The organism is Janthinobacterium kumbetense (assembly GCF_023703445.1).
Taxonomy (GTDB): domain Bacteria; phylum Pseudomonadota; class Gammaproteobacteria; order Burkholderiales; family Burkholderiaceae_D; genus Janthinobacterium; species Janthinobacterium kumbetense.
This window is the reverse complement of the sequence record NZ_JAMQGR010000014.1, coordinates 82,462-104,076: the sequence shown is the minus strand read 5'-3', so window position 1 is coordinate 104,076 and position 21,615 is coordinate 82,462. Positions and strand designations below refer to the sequence as shown.

17 protein-coding genes are annotated in these 21,615 nt (G+C 60.2%); 9 read left to right on the top strand and 8 right to left on the bottom strand.

The window, feature by feature from the left end:
* Positions 1 to 404: 404 nt before the first annotated feature.
* Entirely contained in the window at positions 405 to 890 is a 486-nt protein-coding gene (locus NCG91_RS25395; RefSeq protein WP_034781194.1) for an asparaginase domain-containing protein, read from the bottom strand.
* Between the two features lie 177 nt (positions 891 to 1,067).
* Here NCG91_RS25395 and NCG91_RS25390 point away from each other — a divergent pair, with 177 nt between their 5' ends.
* Positions 1,068 to 1,841 (top strand): L-asparaginase, encoded by a 774-nt coding sequence (locus tag NCG91_RS25390; protein ID WP_251351700.1) that lies wholly within the window; start codon positions 1,068 to 1,070, stop codon positions 1,839 to 1,841.
* Here the strand turns inward: NCG91_RS25390 and NCG91_RS25385 are convergent.
* A complete protein-coding gene (locus NCG91_RS25385) occupies positions 1,829 to 2,842 on the bottom strand; it encodes a D-2-hydroxyacid dehydrogenase family protein (RefSeq protein ID WP_099666116.1) in 1,014 nt (337 codons plus the stop codon). The genes NCG91_RS25390 and NCG91_RS25385 overlap by 13 nt on opposite strands.
* Positions 2,843 to 3,170: 328 nt before the next feature.
* On the opposite strand from NCG91_RS25385, the gene NCG91_RS25380 reads away from it, so the two are divergent.
* Complete coding sequence (locus tag NCG91_RS25380; protein ID WP_251351699.1) at positions 3,171 to 5,042, top strand: phosphoenolpyruvate carboxykinase (GTP); 1,872 nt, start codon at positions 3,171 to 3,173, stop codon at positions 5,040 to 5,042.
* A 185-nt stretch (positions 5,043 to 5,227) separates the two neighbouring features.
* Here NCG91_RS25380 and NCG91_RS25375 read toward each other — a convergent pair whose 3' ends face one another.
* On the bottom strand, positions 5,228 to 6,409 hold the full coding sequence (locus tag NCG91_RS25375) for a hypothetical protein (protein ID WP_251351698.1): 1,182 nt from the start codon (positions 6,407 to 6,409) through the stop codon (positions 5,228 to 5,230).
* A gap of 101 nt (positions 6,410 to 6,510) precedes the next feature.
* Positions 6,511 to 9,360, bottom strand: coding sequence for an excinuclease ABC subunit UvrA (gene uvrA, locus NCG91_RS25370; protein ID WP_251351697.1), 2,850 nt, complete (start codon positions 9,358 to 9,360; stop codon positions 6,511 to 6,513).
* 381 nt (positions 9,361 to 9,741) lie between these two features.
* On the opposite strand from uvrA, the gene ssb reads away from it, so the two are divergent.
* The 4 genes from ssb (at position 9,742) to NCG91_RS25350 (ending at position 13,546) form a co-directional block, all read left to right on the top strand.
* Positions 9,742 to 10,251: a single-stranded DNA-binding protein gene (ssb, locus tag NCG91_RS25365; RefSeq protein WP_034781209.1), complete on the top strand. Its 510-nt coding sequence runs from the start codon at positions 9,742 to 9,744 to the stop codon at positions 10,249 to 10,251.
* Between the two features lie 243 nt (positions 10,252 to 10,494).
* A complete protein-coding gene (locus tag NCG91_RS25360; RefSeq protein ID WP_435526520.1) occupies positions 10,495 to 11,943 on the top strand; it encodes a UbiA family prenyltransferase in 1,449 nt (482 codons plus the stop codon).
* On the top strand, positions 11,940 to 12,305 hold the full coding sequence (locus tag NCG91_RS25355; protein ID WP_251351696.1) for a DMT family transporter: 366 nt from the start codon (positions 11,940 to 11,942) through the stop codon (positions 12,303 to 12,305). Before NCG91_RS25360 ends, NCG91_RS25355 begins: the two co-directional genes overlap by 4 nt.
* Positions 12,305 to 13,546 carry an ArnT family glycosyltransferase gene (locus NCG91_RS25350; RefSeq protein ID WP_251351695.1) on the top strand — a complete coding sequence of 414 codons (1,242 nt, stop codon included), beginning with the start codon at positions 12,305 to 12,307 and terminating at the stop codon, positions 13,544 to 13,546. Before NCG91_RS25355 ends, NCG91_RS25350 begins: the two co-directional genes overlap by 1 nt.
* Positions 13,547 to 13,639: 93 nt before the next feature.
* Here the strand turns inward: NCG91_RS25350 and NCG91_RS25345 are convergent, their stop codons facing one another.
* Positions 13,640 to 14,056 carry a hypothetical protein gene (locus tag NCG91_RS25345; RefSeq protein ID WP_251351694.1) on the bottom strand — a complete coding sequence of 139 codons (417 nt, stop codon included), beginning with the start codon at positions 14,054 to 14,056 and terminating at the stop codon, positions 13,640 to 13,642.
* A gap of 383 nt (positions 14,057 to 14,439) precedes the next feature.
* On the opposite strand from NCG91_RS25345, the gene NCG91_RS25340 reads away from it, so the two are divergent.
* Positions 14,440 to 14,703: a hypothetical protein gene (locus NCG91_RS25340; RefSeq protein ID WP_251351693.1), complete on the top strand. Its 264-nt coding sequence runs from the start codon at positions 14,440 to 14,442 to the stop codon at positions 14,701 to 14,703.
* A 36-nt stretch (positions 14,704 to 14,739) separates the two neighbouring features.
* A complete protein-coding gene (locus tag NCG91_RS25335; RefSeq protein ID WP_251351692.1) occupies positions 14,740 to 15,240 on the top strand; it encodes a hypothetical protein in 501 nt (166 codons plus the stop codon).
* Between the two features lie 88 nt (positions 15,241 to 15,328).
* Here NCG91_RS25335 and NCG91_RS25330 read toward each other — a convergent pair whose 3' ends face one another.
* Entirely contained in the window at positions 15,329 to 18,910 is a 3,582-nt protein-coding gene (locus NCG91_RS25330) for an ABC transporter permease/M1 family aminopeptidase (protein ID WP_251351691.1), read from the bottom strand.
* A gap of 10 nt (positions 18,911 to 18,920) precedes the next feature.
* Positions 18,921 to 19,838 carry an ABC transporter ATP-binding protein gene (locus NCG91_RS25325; RefSeq protein WP_251351690.1) on the bottom strand — a complete coding sequence of 306 codons (918 nt, stop codon included), beginning with the start codon at positions 19,836 to 19,838 and terminating at the stop codon, positions 18,921 to 18,923.
* Between the two features lie 257 nt (positions 19,839 to 20,095).
* Here NCG91_RS25325 and NCG91_RS25320 point away from each other — a divergent pair, with 257 nt between their 5' ends.
* The gene (locus NCG91_RS25320; RefSeq protein ID WP_251351689.1) at positions 20,096 to 20,605 is read left to right on the top strand and encodes a GNAT family N-acetyltransferase; all 510 of its coding nucleotides are present in this window, start codon (positions 20,096 to 20,098) and stop codon (positions 20,603 to 20,605) included.
* A 6-nt stretch (positions 20,606 to 20,611) separates the two neighbouring features.
* On the opposite strand, the gene NCG91_RS25315 is transcribed toward NCG91_RS25320, so the two are convergent.
* A complete protein-coding gene (locus NCG91_RS25315; protein ID WP_099666128.1) occupies positions 20,612 to 21,460 on the bottom strand; it encodes a porin family protein in 849 nt (282 codons plus the stop codon).
* Between the last annotated feature and the right edge of the window lie 155 nt (positions 21,461 to 21,615).

Here is a 21,615-nt window from a genome sequence, read left to right as displayed (position 1 = left end):
GGTGGAAGACTACTTAGCGCAATATTGTTATAAATGCACTTTTGACTTGTCGAGGCGAACATTATGTCGTCTCAGCAAGAAAAAATGCATATCAACCGTGTCGGATTTGGCAATAAATTATGGATACAGAAGAATATTTAATCTAATTGTTAAATTGCAGTTTTATATTTAATGATATCGGTGTTTTTAAAAATGATCAATGGCGTTTTTTTACAACACAAAATTATTATATTGGCAATTTGATGTTTTACCTGCAATAATTCGACGAATTCTGTGATTTTGCAGAATTTGTGAAAGGCAAAAAAACATAAAAAAAGCCCGTTGAAAACGGGCTGATCGAATTGTGACAGAGGGCCAGTCAGGCCGTGGGCCGGTCTGCTTTTACCCCCTGTCCTGCCATCGGCTTACAAGGGCTGGAACACGCCGGCGGCGCGGTTCTTTTGCACATTGTCCCAGGCGAAGATCTGGCCATTCATGGCCACGTACACGCCGGCTGGCAAGGTTTGCGCCACGCCGCAGGCAAAGCCCAGGTTGAACAGGGCGTCGGAGTTGTCGATTTCGTAGGGAATCATGGCGCCCGTCAAAATGACCGTTTGCTGCAGGTTCGCCGCGCCCAGCACCTGCGCCGTTTCGCGCATGGTGTCGGTGCCGTGGATGATGACGATGGCTTTTTCCTGTGCCGCGCGGCACGAGGCCAGCACGCGCTGGCGGTCCGCATCCTGCATGTCGAGCGAATCGAGCAGGGGCAATTGCTCCAGCGCCACGGGCGCCGTCATGCGCGCGCGGGCAATCGCTGCCGGCAAATGACTGTCGGAAAAGCCCAGGGTACCGTTCAATTCGTTGTAGTGTTTGTCGAAAGTGCCGCCAGTGGCGAGTATGCGCAAAGTCATGATGTGGTCACGATGTCAGTGGAGAATGACGCGCATGATAGCGTGGATTGGCAGCGTTGCGTGAATGCTGCCGCAGATGGGCCAGCGTGCCTGCGCCCCGCTACCGCGCCGCATCTGGAAAATTTGGCCATCTGTGAGTACACTGGTTTCTTTGTTTGCCTGCCACCCCGACTCCGTATGAAAGCGCTCGCTCCCGGCACCGTCATTTTTCACCGCCACCGCGGTTACGGGGTGATCACGTCCGTCAATTTGCTGACGGGCTGGATCGCCGCCCGTTTCGGCAGCGAAGCGCGGACCCTGGACCTGAACCTGTCGACCGACGACGTGCAGTTTGCCGATGGCGAAGCGATCCTGTTTCGCCGCGCGCCACCGGACCGCATGCCGCATGCGCGCCTGATGGCCATGGTGCGCGAACTGCACCAGGCCGGCTATCAGAAGCTGTATCTGTATTCCTGGCCCAAGCCGTCCGGCCTGCACTGGCGCTGGCATTTGTTTACGGGGCCGCGCGACTGGATGCAGCGGCCCTGGCGCGAAGGCTGGTACGGTTCGGGCGCCGACTACAACGTCAACCCCGTGATGGGCTGGGGCGATACGCCGGGCGCCACCACTGGCGAGCTGATCGATGCCCTGGCCCGTTTCGACCCGCAGGGCCTGGCGCAAGCGCTGGGACGCGACGATGACCATAGCGACTGGTTTGGCCGCGTCTGCGATGCGTTATTGCCCGATTACATGTACAGCCTGGACATGCAGCGCACGCCAGGCGAGCCCTTGCCCGACATGCCGCCCGTGCCGGTCGTTGCCGTGCGCGCCGGCGTGGCGCCGTACGCCGGACCGGACATCGCCTGGCCGCCCGGCTGGGCCGGCCTGTGGCGCGGCCGGCATGTGCTGCCCGCGCCAGCCATCCGCATCACGGGCGAGCCGGACCTGCTGAAGGGCTTTCAGCGTTCCTGAGGAGCTTGCCGCGCATGCGCCAGCGCCTCGGGATTGAGCAGGCGCGTGCATTGACCTTGCGCAAAATCGACGATGTTTTGCAAGGCGTAGCGGAAATACAGTTCATAGCTGTCACGCTCGACGTAGCCCAGGTGTGGCGTAGCCAGCACGTTCGGCAGCAGCAGCAATGGCGAGCCTGGCGGCAGCGGCTCGTCCGTAAATACGTCCAGCGCCGCGGCGCCCGGGCGACCCTGCGGCAGCGCCGCTTCCAGCGCGCCCTCCATCACCAGCTCGGCGCGGCTCGTGTTGACGAACAGGGACGTCGGCTTCATGCGCGCCAGGTCCTCGGCTGTTACCAGGCCACGCGTCGCATCGGACAGGCGCAGGTGCAGGGTCAAGACGTCGGCCTGTTCAAAGAAGGCTTCCCGCGACGTGGCCGCCGTATCGCCGGCCGCCACGGCCGCCGCGCGGCTCGCTTCACTGCCCCACACGAGGATGGTCATGCCGAAGGCGCGGCCATAGCCGGCGATCAATTGCCCGATCTTGCCGTAGCCCCAGATCGCCAGGGTGCGCCCTTTCAATACCGTGCCGAGCGTATTGCGCTGTGGCTCCAGCGACGACGTCTGCCACAGCCCTTCCTGTAAATGTTGCGCGTACGGCACGATCTTGCGCTGCGCCGCCATGATCAGCGCCCACGTCAGTTCGGCCGGCGCCGTGGGCGAGCCGATGCCTTCCGCGATGGCGATGCCCAGCTCGGTGGCGGCCGGCACGTCGATGTGCCCGCTGACCTTGCCCGTTTGCGAAATCAGTTTCAGGTTCGGCAATTTCGACAGCAAGGCGCGGTTGAAACTGCTGCGTTCGCGGATCAGCACCAGCGCGTCGTATGGCGCCAGGCGGATCGCCAGCTGGCCCAGGCCCCGCGCCGTGTTGCTGAAGACCTTGACCTCGTGGCCATCGAGCAACTGGAAGCAATCGAGGCCGCGCACGGCATCCTGGTAATCATCGAGTATGGCAATTTTCATGGTGGATGGCCGATTTGAGTGAGGATTTGGTAGGGAAATAACAGGATACGGGAAATGCTGAATAGCCTACTACATTAGTCAAGCTATTCTCCTACATTTTTGCGAGAATAGCCGTTACGCGGGTGTACAATCGCCGGCACTTTTGAAGCTTCCTGATTATAGTTATAGCGCAAACTGTTCCTGCAGCCTGGGTGCATGATCCAGGTAAACGACACCAGAGCCCTGCCCGCGTGAGCACACCGCCCGCAGTGAGCCGCAGCCACCTCTCAACGATGCTGCCTGTCTTGCCGGAATGACCAGAATTTCTTTTATTGGTATTGGAGGTAATATGAATCAGCCCGTCATGGGTGGCGTCGCCGCACTCAACGTCCCAGCTTATATTAAACAACAGAAACTGATCAACTGGGTGGCCGACATTGCTGCGCTGACCAAGCCAGAGCGTATTTACTGGTGCGATGGTTCGCAAGAAGAGTATGAGCGCCTGTGCGCTGAAATGGTTGCCAGCGGCACCATGAAAAAACTGAATGCGCAAAAGCGCCCGAATTCCTACCTGGCCTGCTCCGATCCGAGCGACGTGGCCCGCGTCGAAGACCGCACGTATATCTGCTCGGCAACGAAAGAAGCGGCCGGCCCGACGAATAACTGGACCGAGCCCGGCGAAATGCGCCACACCTTGAACGGCCTGTTCGATGGCTGCATGCGCGGCCGCACCATGTACGTCGTGCCCTTCTCGATGGGCCCGTTGGGTTCGCCGATCGCGCACATCGGCGTGGAACTGTCCGATTCGCCCTATGTCGCCGTCAACATGAAGATCATGACCCGCATGGGCCGTGCCGTGTACGACGTGCTGGGCACGGATGGCGAGTTCGTGCCGTGCGTACACAGCGTGGGCGCACCGCTGGCCGCCGGCCAGGCCGACGTGAAATGGCCGTGCAACAGCACCAAATACATCGTACATTTCCCGGAAACGCGCGAAATCTGGTCCTTCGGTTCGGGTTACGGCGGCAACGCCTTGCTGGGCAAGAAATGTTTCGCCCTGCGCATCGCCTCGAACATGGGTTACCAGGAAGCGCAAGCATCGGACAGCAATCCGGGCTGGCTGGCCGAACACATGCTGATCCTCGGCGTGGAATCGCCGGAAGGCAAGAAACACTACGTGGCGGCAGCGTTCCCATCCGCTTGCGGCAAGACCAACTTCGCCATGCTGATTCCGCCGGCAAGTTTTAACGGCTGGAAAGTGACCACCATCGGCGACGATATCGCCTGGATCAAGCCGGGCGCCGACGGCCGTTTGTACGCCATCAACCCGGAAGCCGGTTATTTTGGCGTGGCGCCGGGCACCAACGAAAAAACCAATTACAACTGCATGGCGTCCATGCGCGACAACACGATCTTCACCAACGTGGCGCTGACGGACGACGGCGACGTCTGGTGGGAAGGCTTGACGAAAGAAGCACCAAGCCACCTGATCGACTGGCAGGGCAAGGACTGGACGCCAGCGTCCGGCACCAAGGCGGCGCACCCGAACGCGCGCTTCACGGTTGCGGCAACGCAAAACCCAGTGATCGACGCTGCCTGGGACGATCCTGCCGGCGTGCCGATCTCGGCCTTCATCTTCGGCGGCCGCCGCTCCACCACCGTGCCGCTCGTCACCGAAGCGCGCAACTGGGTCGAGGGCGTTTACATGGCGGCCACCATGGGCTCGGAAACGACGGCCGCGGCCGTGGGCCAGATGGGCGTCGTGCGCCGCGATCCATTTGCCATGTTGCCGTTTATCGGCTATAACATGAGCGATTACTTCCAGCACTGGCTGGACATGGGCGTCAAGGTGGGCAAGGTCAACCCGGCTGCCCTGCCGAAGATCTATTGCGTCAACTGGTTCCGTACGGACGAGGCTGGCAAATTCGTCTGGCCTGGCTTTGGCGACAACATGCGCGTGCTCAAATGGATGCTGGAGCGTATCGAAGGCAAGGCGGGCGGCGTGGAAAACCTGTTCGGCACGACGCCGCAGTATGGCGACCTGAACTGGGATGGCTTGCCATTCACGCAAGAACAGTTCGACACCATCACCTCGATCGACAAGGCCGCGTGGGTGGAAGAATTGAAATTGCATACGGAGTTGTTTGAAAAACTCGCGTATCATCTGCCGCAGGAATTGGCAGGTCACAAGGCTGCGCTGGAAAAGCGGCTGGGTGCGTAAGTTAGCGTCAAGCGGCGCCTGACAAGCTTGTCAGGTGTGAAGAGTTGTAGTGGGGGAGAAACACGCTGGCAAAGACTGGCGTGAGATAAATGACACGCCGGCAATGACTGGGGTGCTAGCAAAAAGAGAAACGGCGCGGATTGCATGAGCAATCCGCGCCGTTTTTTATGGCGCGTTCGAGGCGTCTAGCCTGTCTGGGCCGACACGAAATAAATCGGATAGACCTCGTCCATCATTGCTGGACATTCATCCGGCTTTGCCTTTGGAAATGTGACGGACAGGGGCGCTGTCTCATGCAAGCGGTCCTCCACTTCCAGCACGCCTGCGTAGGCCTTGACCTCGCGTGCGGCAGGCGCCTGGCAATCGCCGACCGCCAGTTCGCGGCCATTGCCATGAAAGCTGCTGCCATGGGCGATGTCGGTACACAGGGACGGCCAGTATTGGAATGAAAAAAAGCGTCCTGGCGGCGCGGTTTGCTGCCTGTCTTCCTGATGTAATTTGTGCCGCATGAAGTACATCACAAGCGACTCATACGCGTCGTAGGCTGGTGGCCAAGCCAGTTGCAAGGGCTGGCTGGCCAGCTTGGCGGTCCTGGAGCAAGTGCCACCCTGCGCCATCTGCAAACGCTCACGCCGCGGTGCGCCGTCTGTGCGAATGGAAAATTGGCCTGGGGCATTGATGCGCAAGGGTGTGGTGCCCATGCGCAGCACCGCTGTTAGCTTGCGCCCTGTAGAGCGATAGCTGATGTCGTACAGCTTGCCAGGCTTGAAGCCTTCGCGCGCCTCGATCCTGTATAAGCCATAGGAGGCATCGATTTCCTCGCTGACCTCACGCAAGCCCTGCTGCATGGCGAAGCGCTTGACGGCATCGCTCGGCCCCTCCGGTTCCGGTTTGTCCCAGCTCCGTTCCATGGCTTTCACTCTGCGGCATATCGGCATGGACGCGTTCTTCTCTTCGGCGCATTGCTGCATTTCCGGGCTGGCCAGATAGTAAATATAGGGCTGTACTCCCATCTGTTTTTCCACGCGCAATCGTACCGCCACCGGTGTCAGCTTGCGCCCCGTACCGCGCTCGATAATACGAAACCGCTTGGTGGAAAGGGGGACTGGCGGGCCGACAAGGATATGGCCATCCTGATCCCTGAGCAGGAAATCGGGAGATTGATTTGGAAGAAACAGGATGCCGCGTGCATTGGCAGGCACCGTGACCACGGCCGGCTTGCCGGATGCGGCCGGTGCCGCATGGAGGAACTCGCCGGATATCCCCTGCATGCAGGAACACGCCACCGCCACGCTGGACGACAGCAACCATGATGTGGTTACGCAATGGCGAACCCAGCTGGATAAACGTGAAGGGAAGTGCGGCATGTTTTCTCTGAAAGCCGGTGCTGTGACCAGAGAAAATAGTTTCCCATAGAAAAATCCCCCGGGCAAGATCATTGGCCGGGGGATCGAGCGGGAGGTGCGGCTTATTGCTTGAGCAGCGGCCCCAGGTATTTACCCGTCACGCTGGCCGGATTCAGGGCCACGTCTTCCGGCGTGCCCGTGGCGATGATTTGTCCGCCGCCGGCGCCGCCTTCGGGGCCCAGGTCGACGATCCAGTCGGCCGTCTTGATGACGTCCAGGTTGTGCTCGATGATGACGAGGGTGTTGCCCTGGTCGCGCAGGCGGTGGATGACCTTTAACAGCAAGTCGATGTCGTGGAAGTGCAAGCCCGTCGTCGGTTCATCGAGGATGTACAGGGTGCGGCCCGTGTCGCGCTTGGACAATTCCAGCGACAGTTTCACGCGCTGCGCCTCGCCGCCGGACAGGGTGGTGGCGCTTTGCCCCAGCTTGATGTAGCCCAGGCCCACGTCGAGCAGGGTTTGCAGCTTGCGCGCGATCAAGGGGACCGGTTTGAAGAATTCATGCGCCTCTTCCACCGTCATGCCCAGCACTTCCGTGATGTTCTTGCCCTTGTATTGCACTTCCAGCGTTTCGCGGTTGTAGCGCTTGCCGTGGCACACGTCGCATGGCACGTAGACGTCGGGCAAGAAATGCATCTCGACCTTGATCACGCCATCGCCCTGGCACGCTTCGCAGCGTCCGCCCTTCACGTTGAACGAGAAGCGGCCCGCGCTGTAACCGCGTTCCTTGGCCGTCGGCACGGTGGAGAACAGGTCGCGGATCGGCGTAAACAAGCCCGTGTACGTGGCGGGATTCGAGCGCGGCGTGCGGCCGATCGGCGCCTGGTCGACGGAAATAACCTTGTCGAAGTGTTCCAGTCCGCTGATCGAGTCGTGCGGCGCCGGTTCCGTCTGCGAACCATACAAATGGCGCGACAGGGCAGGATACAAGGTATCGTTGACGAGCGACGACTTGCCCGAGCCGGACACGCCCGTGACGCACGTCATCAAGCCTACCGGCAAGCTCAGCGACACTTTCTTCAGGTTGTTGCCCGTCGCGCCAGTAATGAGCAACTGCTTTTCCGGATTGCTGGCGTGGCGCTTGGCCGGCACGGCGATTTTCAGCTTGCCGTTCAGGTATTGCGCCGTCAGCGATTTCTTGTTCTTCAAGATCTCGGGCAAGGTGCCTTCGGCGATGATTTCGCCGCCGTGCACGCCCGCGCCGATGCCCATGTCGACGATATAGTCGGCCGTGCGGATGGCGTCTTCGTCATGCTCGACCACCAGCACGCTGTTGCCGATGTCGCGCAAGTGTTTCAAGGTTTCGATCAAGCGGTCATTATCGCGCTGATGCAAGCCGATCGACGGTTCATCGAGCACATACATGACGCCCGTCAAACCGGAGCCGATCTGCGACGCCAGGCGGATGCGTTGTGCTTCGCCGCCGGACAGCGTGTCGGCGCTGCGGTCCAGCGACAGGTAATCGAGGCCCACATTGTTGAGGAATTTCAGGCGAGAAATGATTTCCTTGACCACGCGGTCGGCGATCTCTTTCTTGGCGCCCGTCAGTTTCAGCTTCTCAAAGAATTCCAGCGTCTCGCGCAGCGGTTTTTCCGCCACTTCATAGATGGCCCGCTGCTGCTTGCCCGTGCCGACCTTGACGAAGCGCGCCTCCACGCGCAGGCGCGCGCCATCGCATGAGGGGCAGCATTTTTCATTGATGAACTTGGCCAGCTCTTCCTTGACGGCCATCGAGTCCGTTTCGCGGTAGCGGCGCTGCAGATTGTTGACCACGCCTTCGAACGTGTGTTCCTTGATGACGGTGCGGCCCCGTTCGTTGACATAGGTAAACGGAATCACTTGCTTGCCGGAACCGTACAACACGGCTTGCTGGGCATTCAGTGCCAGCTGTTCGAACGGCATGTCCAGGTCGAACTCGTAATATGCGGCCAGGTTCGACAGCATCTGGAAGTAAAACTGGTTGCGGCGGTCCCAGCCCTTGACGGCGCCCGAGGCGAGCGACAGGTTCGGGAACGCGACGATGCGTTTCGGGTCAAAGAATTCAATGTGTCCCAGGCCGTCGCATTCGGGGCAGGCGCCCATGGGGTTGTTGAACGAGAACAACCGCGGTTCCAGTTCCTGCAGGGAATAGCCACACACATTGCAGGCGAACTTGTTGGAGTACACGTGTTCCTGGGCCGTATCCATTTCGTAGGCAATGGCGCGGCCGTCGGCCAGGCGCAGGGCCGTTTCGAAACTTTCCGCCAGGCGTTGCTTGATCTCCTGGTTCACCTTGACGCGGTCGATGACGACGTCGATCGTGTGTTTTTCCGTTTTCTTTAATTTCGGGAGGTCATCGACTTCATAGATTTTCGCCGCGTGCGTGCCGCTTTGCACGCGAAAACGCACGAAGCCCTGCGCCTGCATCTGCTCGAACAGGTCCACGTGTTCGCCCTTGCGGTTGGCGACGACGGGCGCCAGGATCATCAGCTTGGTGTCTTCCGGCATGGCCAGTACGGCGTCGACCATTTGCGAGACGGACTGGGCGGCCAGCGCGTTTTCCGGGTGGTCGGGGCAGTAGGGCGTGCCGACGCGCGCATACAGCAGGCGCAAATAATCGTGGATTTCCGTCACGGTACCCACCGTCGAGCGCGGATTGTGCGACGTTGCCTTCTGTTCGATGGAGATGGCGGGAGATAATCCCTCGATCAGGTCGACATCCGGTTTTTCCATCAGCTGCAGGAACTGGCGCGCATACGCCGACAGCGACTCGACATAGCGGCGCTGGCCTTCCGCATACAGGGTGTCGAAGGCCAGCGAAGACTTGCCGGAGCCGGACAAGCCGGTAATCACGATCAGCTTATTGCGCGGCAAATCGAGATTGATATTCTTGAGGTTATGCGTGCGAGCGCCGCGAATGCGGATCTGTTCCATGTGATTGCCTTGCTTTCAGTGAGTGGTGCGGCCGGCGCATTGTGCCTGGGTGCAGATGAGGAGCCACAACGGGTCAACCTGTTACTATAGCCGGGTTTTGCTCTGCATGCCTGAGGCAGCCACGGGCGGATTGCGCCGCCAGGCGAACGTGCCCTGACAAAGTTTGATACAGATGCGTGCAGACGTTTAAACACTGTATATAATACCAGTATTCAAGTTTCTTGTTTTCACCTGCCGTGAAAAAAACGTGCTGCCGCACGGGAGAGGGCGTCCGCCAGAAAGCGGGTGCTTTGCGCCGCGTGGTCGCTTATAATCCTCGTTTAGTACACTAAACTAACGCGCGGGACACCGGCTCCCGCTGCAGTTCATCAGGAGTTATTCATGGCATCAGTCAACAAAGTCATCATCGTCGGCAATCTGGGCCGTGACCCAGAAATCCGCTACATGCCTAGCGGCGACGCGATCGCCAACATCGCCGTGGCCACTTCGTACAAATCGAAGGACCGCAACACGGGCGAACAAAAAGAATTGACAGAGTGGCACCGTATCTCGTTCTTCGGCCGCCTGGCGGAAATCGTCGGCCAATACCTGAAAAAAGGTTCGTCCGTCTACGTGGAAGGCCGCCTGCAAACCCGTAAATACACGGACAAGGACGGCGTCGAGAAGTACGCAACCGACATCATCGCGGAACAGATGCAAATGCTGGGCGGCCGTTCCGGCATGGGCGGCGACGCCGGCGGTGGCGATGACAGCTACGGCGGTGGCGGCGGCTACGAAGCCCCGGCCCCACGCCAGGCACCGGCCCCGCGTCCGGCACCAGCCCCGGCGCCACGTCCGGCACCGAAGCCGGCGCCGAACTTCTCGGACATGGATGACGATATTCCGTTCTAAGACGCACTACGGCTCATTGCTGCATAACGCCTCGCAAATCCTGGATTTGCGAGGCGTTTTTATTTGTTGTTGCGGGTCTCTTTTTTTGCGGGTCTCTTTCAGGTGCGACGGGCGTTCAGCTCAAGCAGATAACCGCTCACTTCCTTGATATATGTGGGTCATCGCCATCGTGGCTCCCCCTATAATTTAATCACTGCTTTCAGCACTCCATCTGCCATGCCACACCAGAATCGGGAGAAAATGGTGGCTATTTCGACCAAAGCGCCCCTGGTTGTCGATCTTGACGGAACGCTGACGCCAACCGATACCCTGCTGGAATCCGTCATCCAGGTGGTGAAGCACTCCCCGCTCAATGTGCTCCGCATGCCGTTCTGGCTCATGCGAGGGCGGGCGGGCTTCAAGGAAGCCATTGCCGCGCATGCCGGCATCTCGGGCGAACACCTCCCTTACCGCGCGTCCCTGCTGGATTACCTGCGCGAGGAAAAGCGCAAGGGCCGCATGATTGTCCTGGCGACGGCGGCCCACCATTCGATCGCCTGCAACGTGGCCGGGCACCTGGGCCTGTTCGACAAGGTGCTGGCGACGCAGGACGGTCGCAACCTCAAGGGCAAGGCCAAGCTGCAAGCCATCCGGGAGCAGGTCGGGCCATGCTTTGTGTATGCCGGCGACAGCAAGGCAGATATTCCCATCTGGCAAGCCGCCGAGGCGGCGGTGCTGGTGGATGTCGCCTGGAATACGGCCCAAGCCGTGCGGCGGCACGTCCCGATCGAACGCGAGTTTCCCGGAGCGAGCGGCGGGCTTGGCGTGTGCCTCAAAGCCCTGCGTGTCCACCAGTGGTTAAAGAATCTGCTGCTGTTCGTACCCCTGCTGACGGCATTCTCCTTCCTCGACCTGGGCAAGATGAGCACCATGGCCGTGGCCTTCCTGGCGTTCTCCTTGGCGGCTTCCGCCACCTACATGGTCAACGACCTGTGGGACCTGGAAAGCGACAGGGCGCACCCCCGCAAGCGGCTTCGCCCTTTTGCCAGCGGCCGCCTGCCGATTCTGAAGGGCCTGGTCGTGGCTGCGGGGGCCTTGCTCCTGGCCCTCGTTCTGGCCTGGTCCGTGTCGAATGCCTTCCTCCTGATGCTCCTGCTTTACCTGGTGCTGAGCAGTGCGTATAGCTGGGTGCTCAAGGAATACGTGCTGATCGATGTGCTCATGCTGTCCCTGCTGTACACCTTGCGCATCCTGGCCGGTTCCGTTGCCATTGGCACTGCCACGAGTTCCTGGCTGCTGGCTTTCTCGGTCTTCATGTTCCTCAGCCTCGCCCTCGTGAAGCGCTGTGCGGAGCTGGTCACCCTGGAAGGGAATGGCAAGGCAGCCACGCGTGGACGCGATTACCGGGTGAGCGACCTGGCCGTGTTGTGGCCTCTGGGGGGCGGGGCGGCACTCTCCGCCGTGGTGGTGTTCGGGCTGTTCATCAGTGCACCGGAAACGCAGGGGCGCTACGGCACCCCGCAGATGCTGTGGCTGGTCGCCCTGGGATTGATTTACTGGCTTGCGCGCCTGTGGGTGAAAACTTCCCGAGGTGAAATGCACGATGACCCGGTGATTTACGCCCTCAAGGACCACGGCAGCCGCATGACCGTCTGCGCCATGGTGGCCGTCATGCTGGGGGCGTATTTTCTGGTGTTGGGTACTTACCCATGAACACGTTCTGCATTGCCATCCTGAGCATCGCGCTATCCGTCATGGCGCAGTTCTCATTGAAGACCGGCATGTCCGGTGACGGGGTACAGGCGATGATGGCGCAGCCCAAGTCCTTCATGACCCTCATGCATATCCTCATGGACAAGTATGTGCTGGGGGGATTCCTCCTGTATGGCCTGGGAGCGGTGGCCTGGCTAGGCGTACTGTCGCAATGGGAGGTGAGCAAGGCCTATCCCCTGGCAGGCCTGGGATTCGTGCTCACCCTGCCAATCGCCTGCCTGCTGGGCGAGCAGGTCAGCCTGTCCCGTGTGATGGGCGTGGCGCTGATTTGTGCGGGGGTGTTTTTGGTGGGGAGGAGTTGATGAATGACAAGCATGATGCCCAACAACAGCGAGATTGGCTGTGGCTGGCAATTATCGCCGGCATCGGCCTCGCCCTGAGGGCGGCGGTGATTGCGGGCTTCCAGCATGTGCCGGAAGGCGATGAACTTGCCTACAGGAGCATGGCGCTCAACTTGCTTGGCGGGAATGGCATCGTCGACAGCATGGGCAACCGCGCGATGTATAACGTGGGCTATCCCCTGTTGATACTCGCGCCCGTCTTTTTTCTCTTTGGCGACGACCTCCTGGCGGTTCGCCTGGTGAACATGTGCCTGGGAGGCGCGGCAATCATGCTGTGCTACCTGGTGGCCAAAGAGGCTGGCGCAGGCCGGTCGGGGCGTCTCATCGCCGCGGCTGCCTGGGCGCTCTATCTGCCAAGCGGCATCTACGGGATCTACCTGGCGAAGGAAAACCTGATGATTCCCCTGATGCTGGGTGTCATGTGGTGTGCGCTGAGACTGGCACGCCAGCCCTCGAAGACCGTGGCGGCCGGGTGCGGAGTACTCTTCGGTCTGTTGGCACTGACGGGCAATGCCGCCTTGTCACTGCTTGCAGTCCTTGCATGGGCGTTGCTGCTGTCTCCCGCATCGACGGTTCGGCGGGCAAGCCTGGCCATGCTCGCGCTGTCCGTGGCGCTGGTGATTTCCGGCCCATGGCTGCTCCGGAACATGCAAGTGATAGGCGCACCTGTCTTGAACACCAATGGCGGCTTCAATCTGTATTTAGGTAACAACCCGGCAGCGACAGGCATGTTCATTTCCATCTCGGAAACTCCACGCGGCTCCACCTGGGATGCCCTTCGGAAAACGGGGGAAGTCCAGGCTTCCGAGACCTTGAAACAGGAGGCTATATCCTGGGTGAAGGCCCACCCGGCAGCGTTCCTGGCATTGGCAGCGAAAAAAGCGGCGTACTTCTGGACGCCTCCCCTGCATGCGGGAAAAGGCAACCAGTCGCCGGCAGAAAAGCTTGTGCGTCTGCTGTGGGCGATACAGTTCCTGCTCCTGATTGCCGGTGCTATCGGGACTGTGCTGATGCCCAGGCTCAGGAATCGGCAGGTCGCCCTGCTCTGGCTGGCGCTTGCGTGCTACACGGGCGTTCACATGCTGTTTTACGTGATCTTCCGATACCGTGAACCCATGATGCCGGTCCTGGCCGTGATGACGGGCCTGGTGCTGGAATCGTTCGTGACCTCCCGACGCCAGGCCGCGCATCCGGCCAGATAAGACAGGGGCGGCGCTCCCGCATCTTATTGGCCCCTTGCAATGGGGAGCATGTGGTGGCGAATGCGCCTCTTGCGCTGTCATGGCCGCGGAGACTCAATTGCGCAGCCGCATCTCCAGGCTGTAGCTGGCCACGGCATTCCTGCGCGCCGCATTGCGCATCAAATACACTTGCACCGTGTACTCGCCATCGGCCGGCAGCGTTGCCTCGTAACTGTTGCCGCCGCTCGAGCCGATGAACAGGGCGTCCTCCTGCCCGGCTTGACGGAGGTTGAAATAATTCGACCGTTGATTGGTCTTGAGCTTGACGCCGAGAGTCTGGCCCGCCTTGCCTGCCAGCGTGTATTCGGCCGTGGCATAGCCCTTGATCTTGCCTTTCACGCTGAGCGCAGCCTGGCCTGCCGTCAGTTCTACTGTTTCCTTGTGGATGGCATCGGCGCTCCAGGCGGGCGTCGTGAAAACGAGGGCCGCCAGCAGCAGGCTGGCGCGGATGGGCAGGTGACGATGCAGCATAGGCAATTCCCCTTGAACGTGGTGCCGGCGCACTCGCCGACGATACCGTCCATCTTACGCCAGGCTTTGCCTGTACCGCAGCGCCATCCGCATTTCCATCGCATGGTGCGGATTGCGCTTCTCTTCAAACCCCGGTTTGAATAAGACGAAATACAAATATTCTTATGATATTTTCGCATAAGGAGAATAATCGCTTTGCCATTGTTTATTTCACCAATAAAGTTATTTTGGCGATTGTTTATGCGATGGTATATTGTTTGCAATGTTTCTCTGAATAAATTTTATCGGAGGGCTGCATTGCATGTAATTCACGCATGCAATGAATACGAATCTGATGGAAGACATGCTATTTACCGATATCGTGTTTTCTGCAGACGTGGCGCATGGACATTTTCCATGCTGATGTAATTAATGGAGTAAGAATGCAAGTTTTATCGGAAATGGAAATTCAAGACATCTCGGGCGGTCGTGCATTTTGTTCGGATAGCATGTCGTCGAGCGAATATACCGCCACGGCAGGTTTCTGGGGCGGTGTCGGCACTGTCGGTGCGGGCGTGGCTACCGTGCCAGGCGGCCAGGCGCTCGGTGGCGGCATCTTGATTGGCGCGGGCGTGATGTATGCCTATAATTCCTATTGTTCGGCATAAGCGGACAGATAATGGCGGGTTGAACATGCCCGCTTGATGGATACCGCTGCTCGTAACGTGGCCGCAATATGCTGTGCGTATATTGCGGCTATCGGTGCGCAGATAATGTCACTGGCTCAATTGAAGAAAAATCTTGCAATGCATATAGCTGTCGATTCATCAGGTTCGCAATGGCTGGTTCTGGAACGCATATTCGGCAAGGAAAAGGGATGGCTGCTTGCATCGCTGGCGAATTTTCAAAAAAGAAAATATCTATTTCTCTTGTGCGATGTGCTGGCATTGATTTCCATCCTGATCGGACTGGCGTGGACTTTGTATCCAGGACGTATTTTTCTGCAATCTTTTCCAGTCAGCATAGTGTTGTTGCTACTGGCCGGAAAAGGGCTGCGTTTTAAAACGGCCGCCGTGCCGCCCGTGGCCGGCCGGGAACGACTGGATATCTTTTTAAAAATCCATCTGGGGCTCTTGCTCCTTGCTATGGTGTTCTGTGTGGTACAGGTGGGCTGTGCGCTGCGCCAGATCTTTTTTCTGGCCTGAAAAAGTACCGGGCCCGCCGTAAAAAAACAGGCCGCGCTATCACGGATAGGGCGGCCTGTTTGCGTTGCATCAAGGTTTCATTGCAGCCTTAATTCACGCTGACTTCCTTGCGGTTATCGCGCGAGACCCGGTCGATCATCTTGTTGTACGGATCGACACCCACGTCAAATGGTTTTTCCTTCACCGTGATGGTGAGCACGGGGTCGCTGCCCGACAACATGCGCTTGTCGGTGAACAAGATTCTTTCGTCTTTTTCCCCGGCGCCCGGCGCGCGCGCGAAGATGGCGATCTCCACCGGTTCGTCGTAGGCGCGCGGGCTTTCCTTGCCCTTGCCGTCGGACTCCAGCTTGGCCAGGTGCAGTTGCATGGTGACATCCCACTGGCCATCCGGGCGCTTGACGGCCGTCGCTTGCGTGACGCGGTTATCGTAGAACACGATTTTCTCGAACAGGTCCGTGATCAGGGCTTGCTTGTCCTGCGGTGCTTCGGCGCGGATATAGGCCAGCAATTCCGACGACGTGGTGAACGGCGCCTGCTGGTAACCCTTGTCTTGCAGATAGCGTTTCAGGGCACGGTTCAGGGCGGCTTCGCCGAGCTCGTCGCGCAGGCGGTAGAACACCAGGCTGCCCTTGTTGTAGTGGATGTATTGCTGTCCCTCAACACGCGCCAGCGGCAATTCCTCGATGGCTTCGCCGCCGCGTCCGCTCAGGTAGCGGTCCAGTTCATAGCGCAGGAAGCGGCGCATCTTGTCGCGGCCGTATTCCTTTTCCATCACCATCAGCGCCGAGTATTGCGCCAGCGATTCCATCAGCATGCTGGCGCCCTGCACATTGGCGCCGATCACCTGGTGGCCCCACCACTGGTGCGCCATCTCATGCGCCGTGACGTAGAACACATAGTCGATGTCTTCCTTGTTGCGCAGGTCGGCGATGAAGCCGATGCCTTCCGAATACGGAATCGTATTGGCAAACGACTGCGCGAAGCTCTGGTAGCCGGGAAATTCCAGGATGCGCACCTGCTTATGCTGGTAGGGCGTGAACTCGGTGCTGTAATAGTCGAGCGACTTTTGCACGGAAGTGATCATGCGGTCCGTGTTGTAGCCATGCTTTTTGTCGAAATAAACTTCGATCGGCAAGCCATGCCACTCGCCTTTCTTGACTTCCCAGCGCGCCGACAGGTAGGCAAAGAACGGCAGCATCGGCTGGTCCATCTTGTAGCGGTAATAGCGGCGGCCATCCTTTTCCCAGCTGCCTTGCAGATAGCCGGGCGCCAGGGCGATCTGCTCGCCGCTGGTGGACACCGTCGTGTCGAAATGGATCCAGTCGGCATCGCCGCCCAGCACCGTGTTGCCATACGCGGACGTGTCTTCCAGTTTGGCCATGCGCTGCGGTTCGCCCAGGCCCCGCTTGCGGCGTTCATTGCGGTCAAGCAATTCCATTTCCTTCGCATAGCCGAAGTGGGGGAAATAAGCCTGGTTGTTGAAGAAGCTGCCGTTCAGGTTGACCTGGTCCGGCGCGCCGCTGTTGGTGAAGCCCTGGTGCGTGACGGCCACCGTGAAGTCCAGCGGCAGGGTGGCGCCGGGCGCCAGCGCTTGCGCCAGCTTGAGGATGCTGAAACCGAGCTCCTTGTCGTCGAGTGCGACCTTGTGCGCGGGCAAGTTCAACCACGTCGTCTTCAGTTGCGGGTCGAGCTGGATGCGCAAGGTATCGAGCGGCTGCGCCGTCTTGTTTTGCAGCACATAATGGCCCTTGATCAAGACTTTACGTTGCTCAGGATAAATATCCACATTGGCCTGGACTTCCGTGATCTTCGGCTGTGGCAAGTGCTGGTAGCGCTGGTACCGTTTTTCGTAGCGCGCCTGCTTGTCCATGCGGATGTTCGACGTCTCGTACTTGTTCAGCACGTTCGTGTTGTAGAAGATCCAGCCGCCCGTGCCTGCCCAACACAGCAGCACCACGGCCAGCGCGGCGCCTGCACGGCCTTGCAGGCGCTGCCGGGCCAGGCCCAGGCGCGCGCGCCAGCCGTTCGGCAGGCCGCGCACCCAGAACGCCTGCGCCAGCATGACGAGGGCCACGGTAAACAGGCTCCAGTACAGCGCGAACCAGGCCCAGCCCGTCAAGAAGTGGCCATAGCCATTCATGTCCGAATACGGGATGGCCGGCGTGCCGCCAAACGCGTACAGATTGTGTTCGAAGTGCAGCATGCCCTGCACGGCTTGCGCCACCATCAGCAGGATCACCAGCAGGTAGCCGATGAACTTGTTATTCGACAACACTTGCAGGGTGAGGGTGCACAAGCCCATCAGCACGAAGAAGAGGGCGCCCAGCAGGGTGCCTTTCAGGTACAGCCCCAGTTCCACGGGCGCGCCGCCCTTGACGAGCTGGAAGCCGATGGCCGTGAGGACGCCCGCCAGCAGGTAGCCGGCGATGACGCCGATCAGGGCCGTGCATTTGGCCAGCAGGGGAACCCAGTCGGGCACGGGCATGGCGTCGCTGACGTCGGCGATCCGCGCTTGCCGTTCCTTGAAGATCAGTTCGCCCGCATAGAAGGTGACGATGATGATCAGGAGGAAACTGAAGCTGTTGCTAATCTGCTGCAACAGCAAATGTGTCATCGGATACACGGCCGTGCCATACATGTTCTTGCCGACATTGGCGGCTGCGATCAGGTTGATCATGCCGAACAGCAGCATGACGAGGAAGGGCAGGCTCTTGAAGACGCCGACGGCGTCGAAGCGCAGGATTTGCCACCACTGGCGCCAGGCTGTCGCGGCCGTCAAGGTGGGGACGCTGCGCGGCAGGTCCCGTGGCGCCGTGACGGCGGGGCCGCTCGTTTCGGCCTTGTGCTTGCCGAACAGGCGTTTTCCCGTCCCCGTGCGCTGCGGCTTGAACAGGATCACGGTGGCGGCGAACAGCACCGCCGTGATACCCAGCCACAGCAGGCGGTTGGCCAGCAGGAAGCCGGCAAACGGCGGCAACCCCGCGTTCGCTTCGGCGGACGTGAAGTAGCGCGTCATGCGGCCCAGGGCGCGCATGCCGAACGGGTCGAGCAGGACGGCGATCCATTCGTTGTTGATGTCGCGCGTAAAGGCGCCGGCCGTGCCCCACAGCACGAAAAAGCCCAGCACGCCCACGTAGACCAGCATCATCGAGCGCGTGGTGGCCGCCAGCAGCATCAGCAGGGCGCCGATGAAGAGCAGGTTGGGGATCACCATCACGGCGAAGCTCCACGCATACGCCTGCAGCGGGAACGCGCCCACGCGCTGCGCATCGACCCAGGGCATGAGGGGGCCGAGCATGGTGCCGAAGGCGATGCAGGCGAAGATGACCAGGCAGGCGACAAAGCCGGCGGCGAAGCGGCCGAACAGGTAATCCCATTTACGCATGGGCGTGGCGAACAGCATGTCGGCCATGCCCACTTCGCTGTCGCGCAGCACGGCGCCGGCGATGAAGATGGTGATGAGCAACATCGACAGCAGGCTGAACATCGTCAGCAGCTGCGCCACCACGGTGGGCGTATTGCGGTTGATGTTGCCGATGGCGCCGCCGATCTGGATCGAATCGCTGCTGCTGGCGCCAAAGGCCAGCAAGGCCAGGATGACGGCAAATACCCACAGCAGCGGCTGTTTCAGCTGATAGCCGAGGTCAAACTTGAAAAATTCCTTCCACATGGCGCGCTCCTTACGCCGCGACGGCGGACGGTGCCGCAGCGGGAACGGCGGCGCCGTTGCGGGCAGCGTTGCGCACATGCAAGAAGTACACGTCTTCCAAGTCCGGGGCGATCTGCACGAAGCCGCTGTCGGGCTGGCTGTCGGCATACACATTGATTTGCGGCTTGCCGCCCACCAGGCGCGTCGACAGTACATTGTGCGACTGCTGGTACTGCGCCAGCTCGTCCATGCCGACGCTGCGGCGCCACACCTTGCCGAGCAGGGTGTCGATGGCCGCCTGCGGCTCGCCTTGCACCAGCACTTGCCCCTTGACGATCATGGCCATGCGCGGGCACAGATCCGTCACGTCGTCGACGATGTGCGTCGACAGGATCACCACCACCTGCTCGCCGATCTTCGCCAGCAGGTTCAGGAAACGGTTGCGTTCGTCCGGGTCCAGGCCGGCCGTCGGCTCATCGACGATCACCAGGCGCGGCGCGCCCAGCAGCGCCTGGGCGATGCCGAAGCGCTGGCGCATGCCGCCCGAATACGTGCCCAGGTTGCGCTTGCGCGCTTCCCACAGATTGGTTTGCTGCAACAGGGCTTCCACGGCTTCCTTGCGCGGCCCCTTCTCCGTCAAGCCTTTCAAGACGGCAAAGTGGTTGAGCAGGGTTTCCGCGCTGACCTTCGGATACACGCCGAAATCCTGCGGCAGATAGCCGAGCTGGCGGCGCAGGCCGGCCTTGTCCTGCAGCACATCGATGCCATCGAAATGGATGCTGCCGCTATCGGGATCTTGCAATGTCGCAATGGTGCGCATCAGCGAGGACTTGCCCGCGCCGTTAGGCCCCAGCAAGCCGAACATTCCGTTGGGAATTTCCAGGCTGACATTGTTGATGGCCTTGACGCCATTCGCATACGTTTTGTTCAACTGTTTGATCTTTAGCATGCAGCACTCTCCAGGACGTGGGTCTAAACGCCGGCAGAGGCGTGCCTGCCGGCCTGTGAAAGGGGATCACCCTTGTCTTTATCAACCGCGATGGCGGACGTTAATGAAAGGGGATGGTATATAGGCAACTTGATGGAAAAAACGGTTTTGTGACCAAGGAAGGAAATGCAGGGATGAAATACCGGAGGGGCGGGATGAATGCCCCGGTGCTACACTCGCCAGCTTCAATGACGCCATGGTGCGGAAAGGATGAGGGTATGCATGCAACGCCGGGAAACATGACTTTGCGCGCCATCGTGCCTGGCGAAGAGGCAGCGCTGGCCCGGCTGTTCCAGCTGTATTGTTACGACAATGCTAGTTGGAGCGGCGAGGCGCTGCTGGCCGATGGCCGCTATGACGTGTGCGACGCAGGACTGGCGTCGTATGTGCACGCAGCCGGCCACACGGCCAGCTGGATCGAGGTCGATGGCGAACTGGCCGGCTTTTTCCTCACGGAACCTGGCATGGCGGGTGAGCTGCCGGTGCAGGAGTTCAGCGACTTTTTTATCCTGAAGAAATACCGGCGCCGGGGCGTGGCGCTGGAAGTGGTACGCAGGGTGCTGCTGGACAGCGCGCAGACGTGGCTGGTGGCGACGTTTCGCGACGATGCCGCTGCCTGCGCGTTCTGGCAGCAGGCGTTTGCGCGCCTGCCGTTTGCCAGTGTCGAGGCGTATGACGACCCTGCCTTGCCGCAGTTCCAGCTGACCTTGCTGAAACCGGCGGCTTGAGCGCGTTTAGAAGCGTACTTTCACATACGCCGACGGCCCCGTCAGGCGCACGTTCAGGTCGGCATCGCGTTCGCTGTCGCGGTGCAGCTTGATTTTCGAGATGCCGTAGTCGGCCACGAAACCGATATTTTTAAACGGAAACCATTCCACGCCGATATTGCCGCCGTAGATGTGGCCGTTGATGCGCCCGCCGTTTTTCTTGATGCCCGACGCTTCCGCGTACATGCGCAAGTCCGGTGTAAACGCATGGCGCCAGCCCACTTCCAGCAGTGGCGCAAACGCGTGCTCGCCGATGGAATCGCGCGCCGTGGCCGTCTCGCCATTGACGATGCCGGTGGCCGTGCCGTTCAGGCTGGCGTGGTAGTAGGCGGCGCCCAGGCCGATGCCGAAGGTATCGTTGCCGCTGCCCAGCCACCATTTATAGGCCAGCTTGGCCAGGTCCAGTTTTAAATCGGCATTCGCCGTGGCCGTGCCCGTGACGGGCTGGCCATTGATGATGGTGTCGCCTGTCAGGCTTGGCGTGTAGGATTTGTCGTAACGGTAGTAGTCGAATGCCAGGCCATGGCGGTCGCCGATCAGCAAGTCCGCCTTGATGCGGGGGATGGTCGTGTGGCTTTGCTTCGATTCGGGCGCATCGATGCGGCCAAACTGCGTGTCGGCGCCGATATTGATGCGCGGATCGGCGGAAAACGCCCCTACCGAGATACTGACGCGATCCAGCGCGGGCGACGGTTCCGCCCGCGCCGTGGCGGCGGCCGTGGCGACGCCCAGCACGCCCAGCATCATGGTGCTGCGCAAGGCAAGATGGCGCAAACGTGGCGGGGTCAGGCGGGCGGGGACGGGCGTGGCAAACATGGGGCTACTCCTCAAAATAAAGTGAACGGGCCGCGACGTCGGGGCGGCTGGCGTGATGCGGTAATGCAATGAGGAAATGGTAGCAATTGTTACTTTTGGATCACGTAGCCGCACGACGCAACTGGCCGTCGGACTTGTCCTACCCGATGTCACCA

Bases quoted from the DNA above. Each gene is read 5' to 3' on its own strand.
- NCG91_RS25395 (WP_034781194.1), bottom strand. From the start codon at position 890: ATGACTTTGCGCATACTCGCCACTGGCGGCACTTTCGACAAACACTAC.
- NCG91_RS25390 (WP_251351700.1), top strand. From the start codon at position 1,068: ATGAAAGCGCTCGCTCCCGGCACCGTCATTTTTCACCGCCACCGCGGT.
- NCG91_RS25385 (WP_099666116.1), bottom strand. From the start codon at position 2,842: ATGAAAATTGCCATACTCGATGATTACCAGGATGCCGTGCGCGGCCTC.
- NCG91_RS25380 (WP_251351699.1), top strand. From the start codon at position 3,171: ATGAATCAGCCCGTCATGGGTGGCGTCGCCGCACTCAACGTCCCAGCT.
- NCG91_RS25375 (WP_251351698.1), bottom strand. From the start codon at position 6,409: ATGCCGCACTTCCCTTCACGTTTATCCAGCTGGGTTCGCCATTGCGTA.
- uvrA (WP_251351697.1), bottom strand. From the start codon at position 9,360: ATGGAACAGATCCGCATTCGCGGCGCTCGCACGCATAACCTCAAGAAT.
- ssb (WP_034781209.1), top strand. From the start codon at position 9,742: ATGGCATCAGTCAACAAAGTCATCATCGTCGGCAATCTGGGCCGTGAC.
- NCG91_RS25355 (WP_251351696.1), top strand. From the start codon at position 11,940: ATGAACACGTTCTGCATTGCCATCCTGAGCATCGCGCTATCCGTCATG.
- NCG91_RS25350 (WP_251351695.1), top strand. From the start codon at position 12,305: ATGAATGACAAGCATGATGCCCAACAACAGCGAGATTGGCTGTGGCTG.
- NCG91_RS25345 (WP_251351694.1), bottom strand. From the start codon at position 14,056: ATGCTGCATCGTCACCTGCCCATCCGCGCCAGCCTGCTGCTGGCGGCC.
- NCG91_RS25340 (WP_251351693.1), top strand. From the start codon at position 14,440: ATGGACATTTTCCATGCTGATGTAATTAATGGAGTAAGAATGCAAGTT.
- NCG91_RS25335 (WP_251351692.1), top strand. From the start codon at position 14,740: ATGGATACCGCTGCTCGTAACGTGGCCGCAATATGCTGTGCGTATATT.
- NCG91_RS25330 (WP_251351691.1), bottom strand. From the start codon at position 18,910: ATGTGGAAGGAATTTTTCAAGTTTGACCTCGGCTATCAGCTGAAACAG.
- NCG91_RS25325 (WP_251351690.1), bottom strand. From the start codon at position 19,838: ATGCTAAAGATCAAACAGTTGAACAAAACGTATGCGAATGGCGTCAAG.
- NCG91_RS25320 (WP_251351689.1), top strand. From the start codon at position 20,096: ATGCATGCAACGCCGGGAAACATGACTTTGCGCGCCATCGTGCCTGGC.
- NCG91_RS25315 (WP_099666128.1), bottom strand. From the start codon at position 21,460: ATGTTTGCCACGCCCGTCCCCGCCCGCCTGACCCCGCCACGTTTGCGC.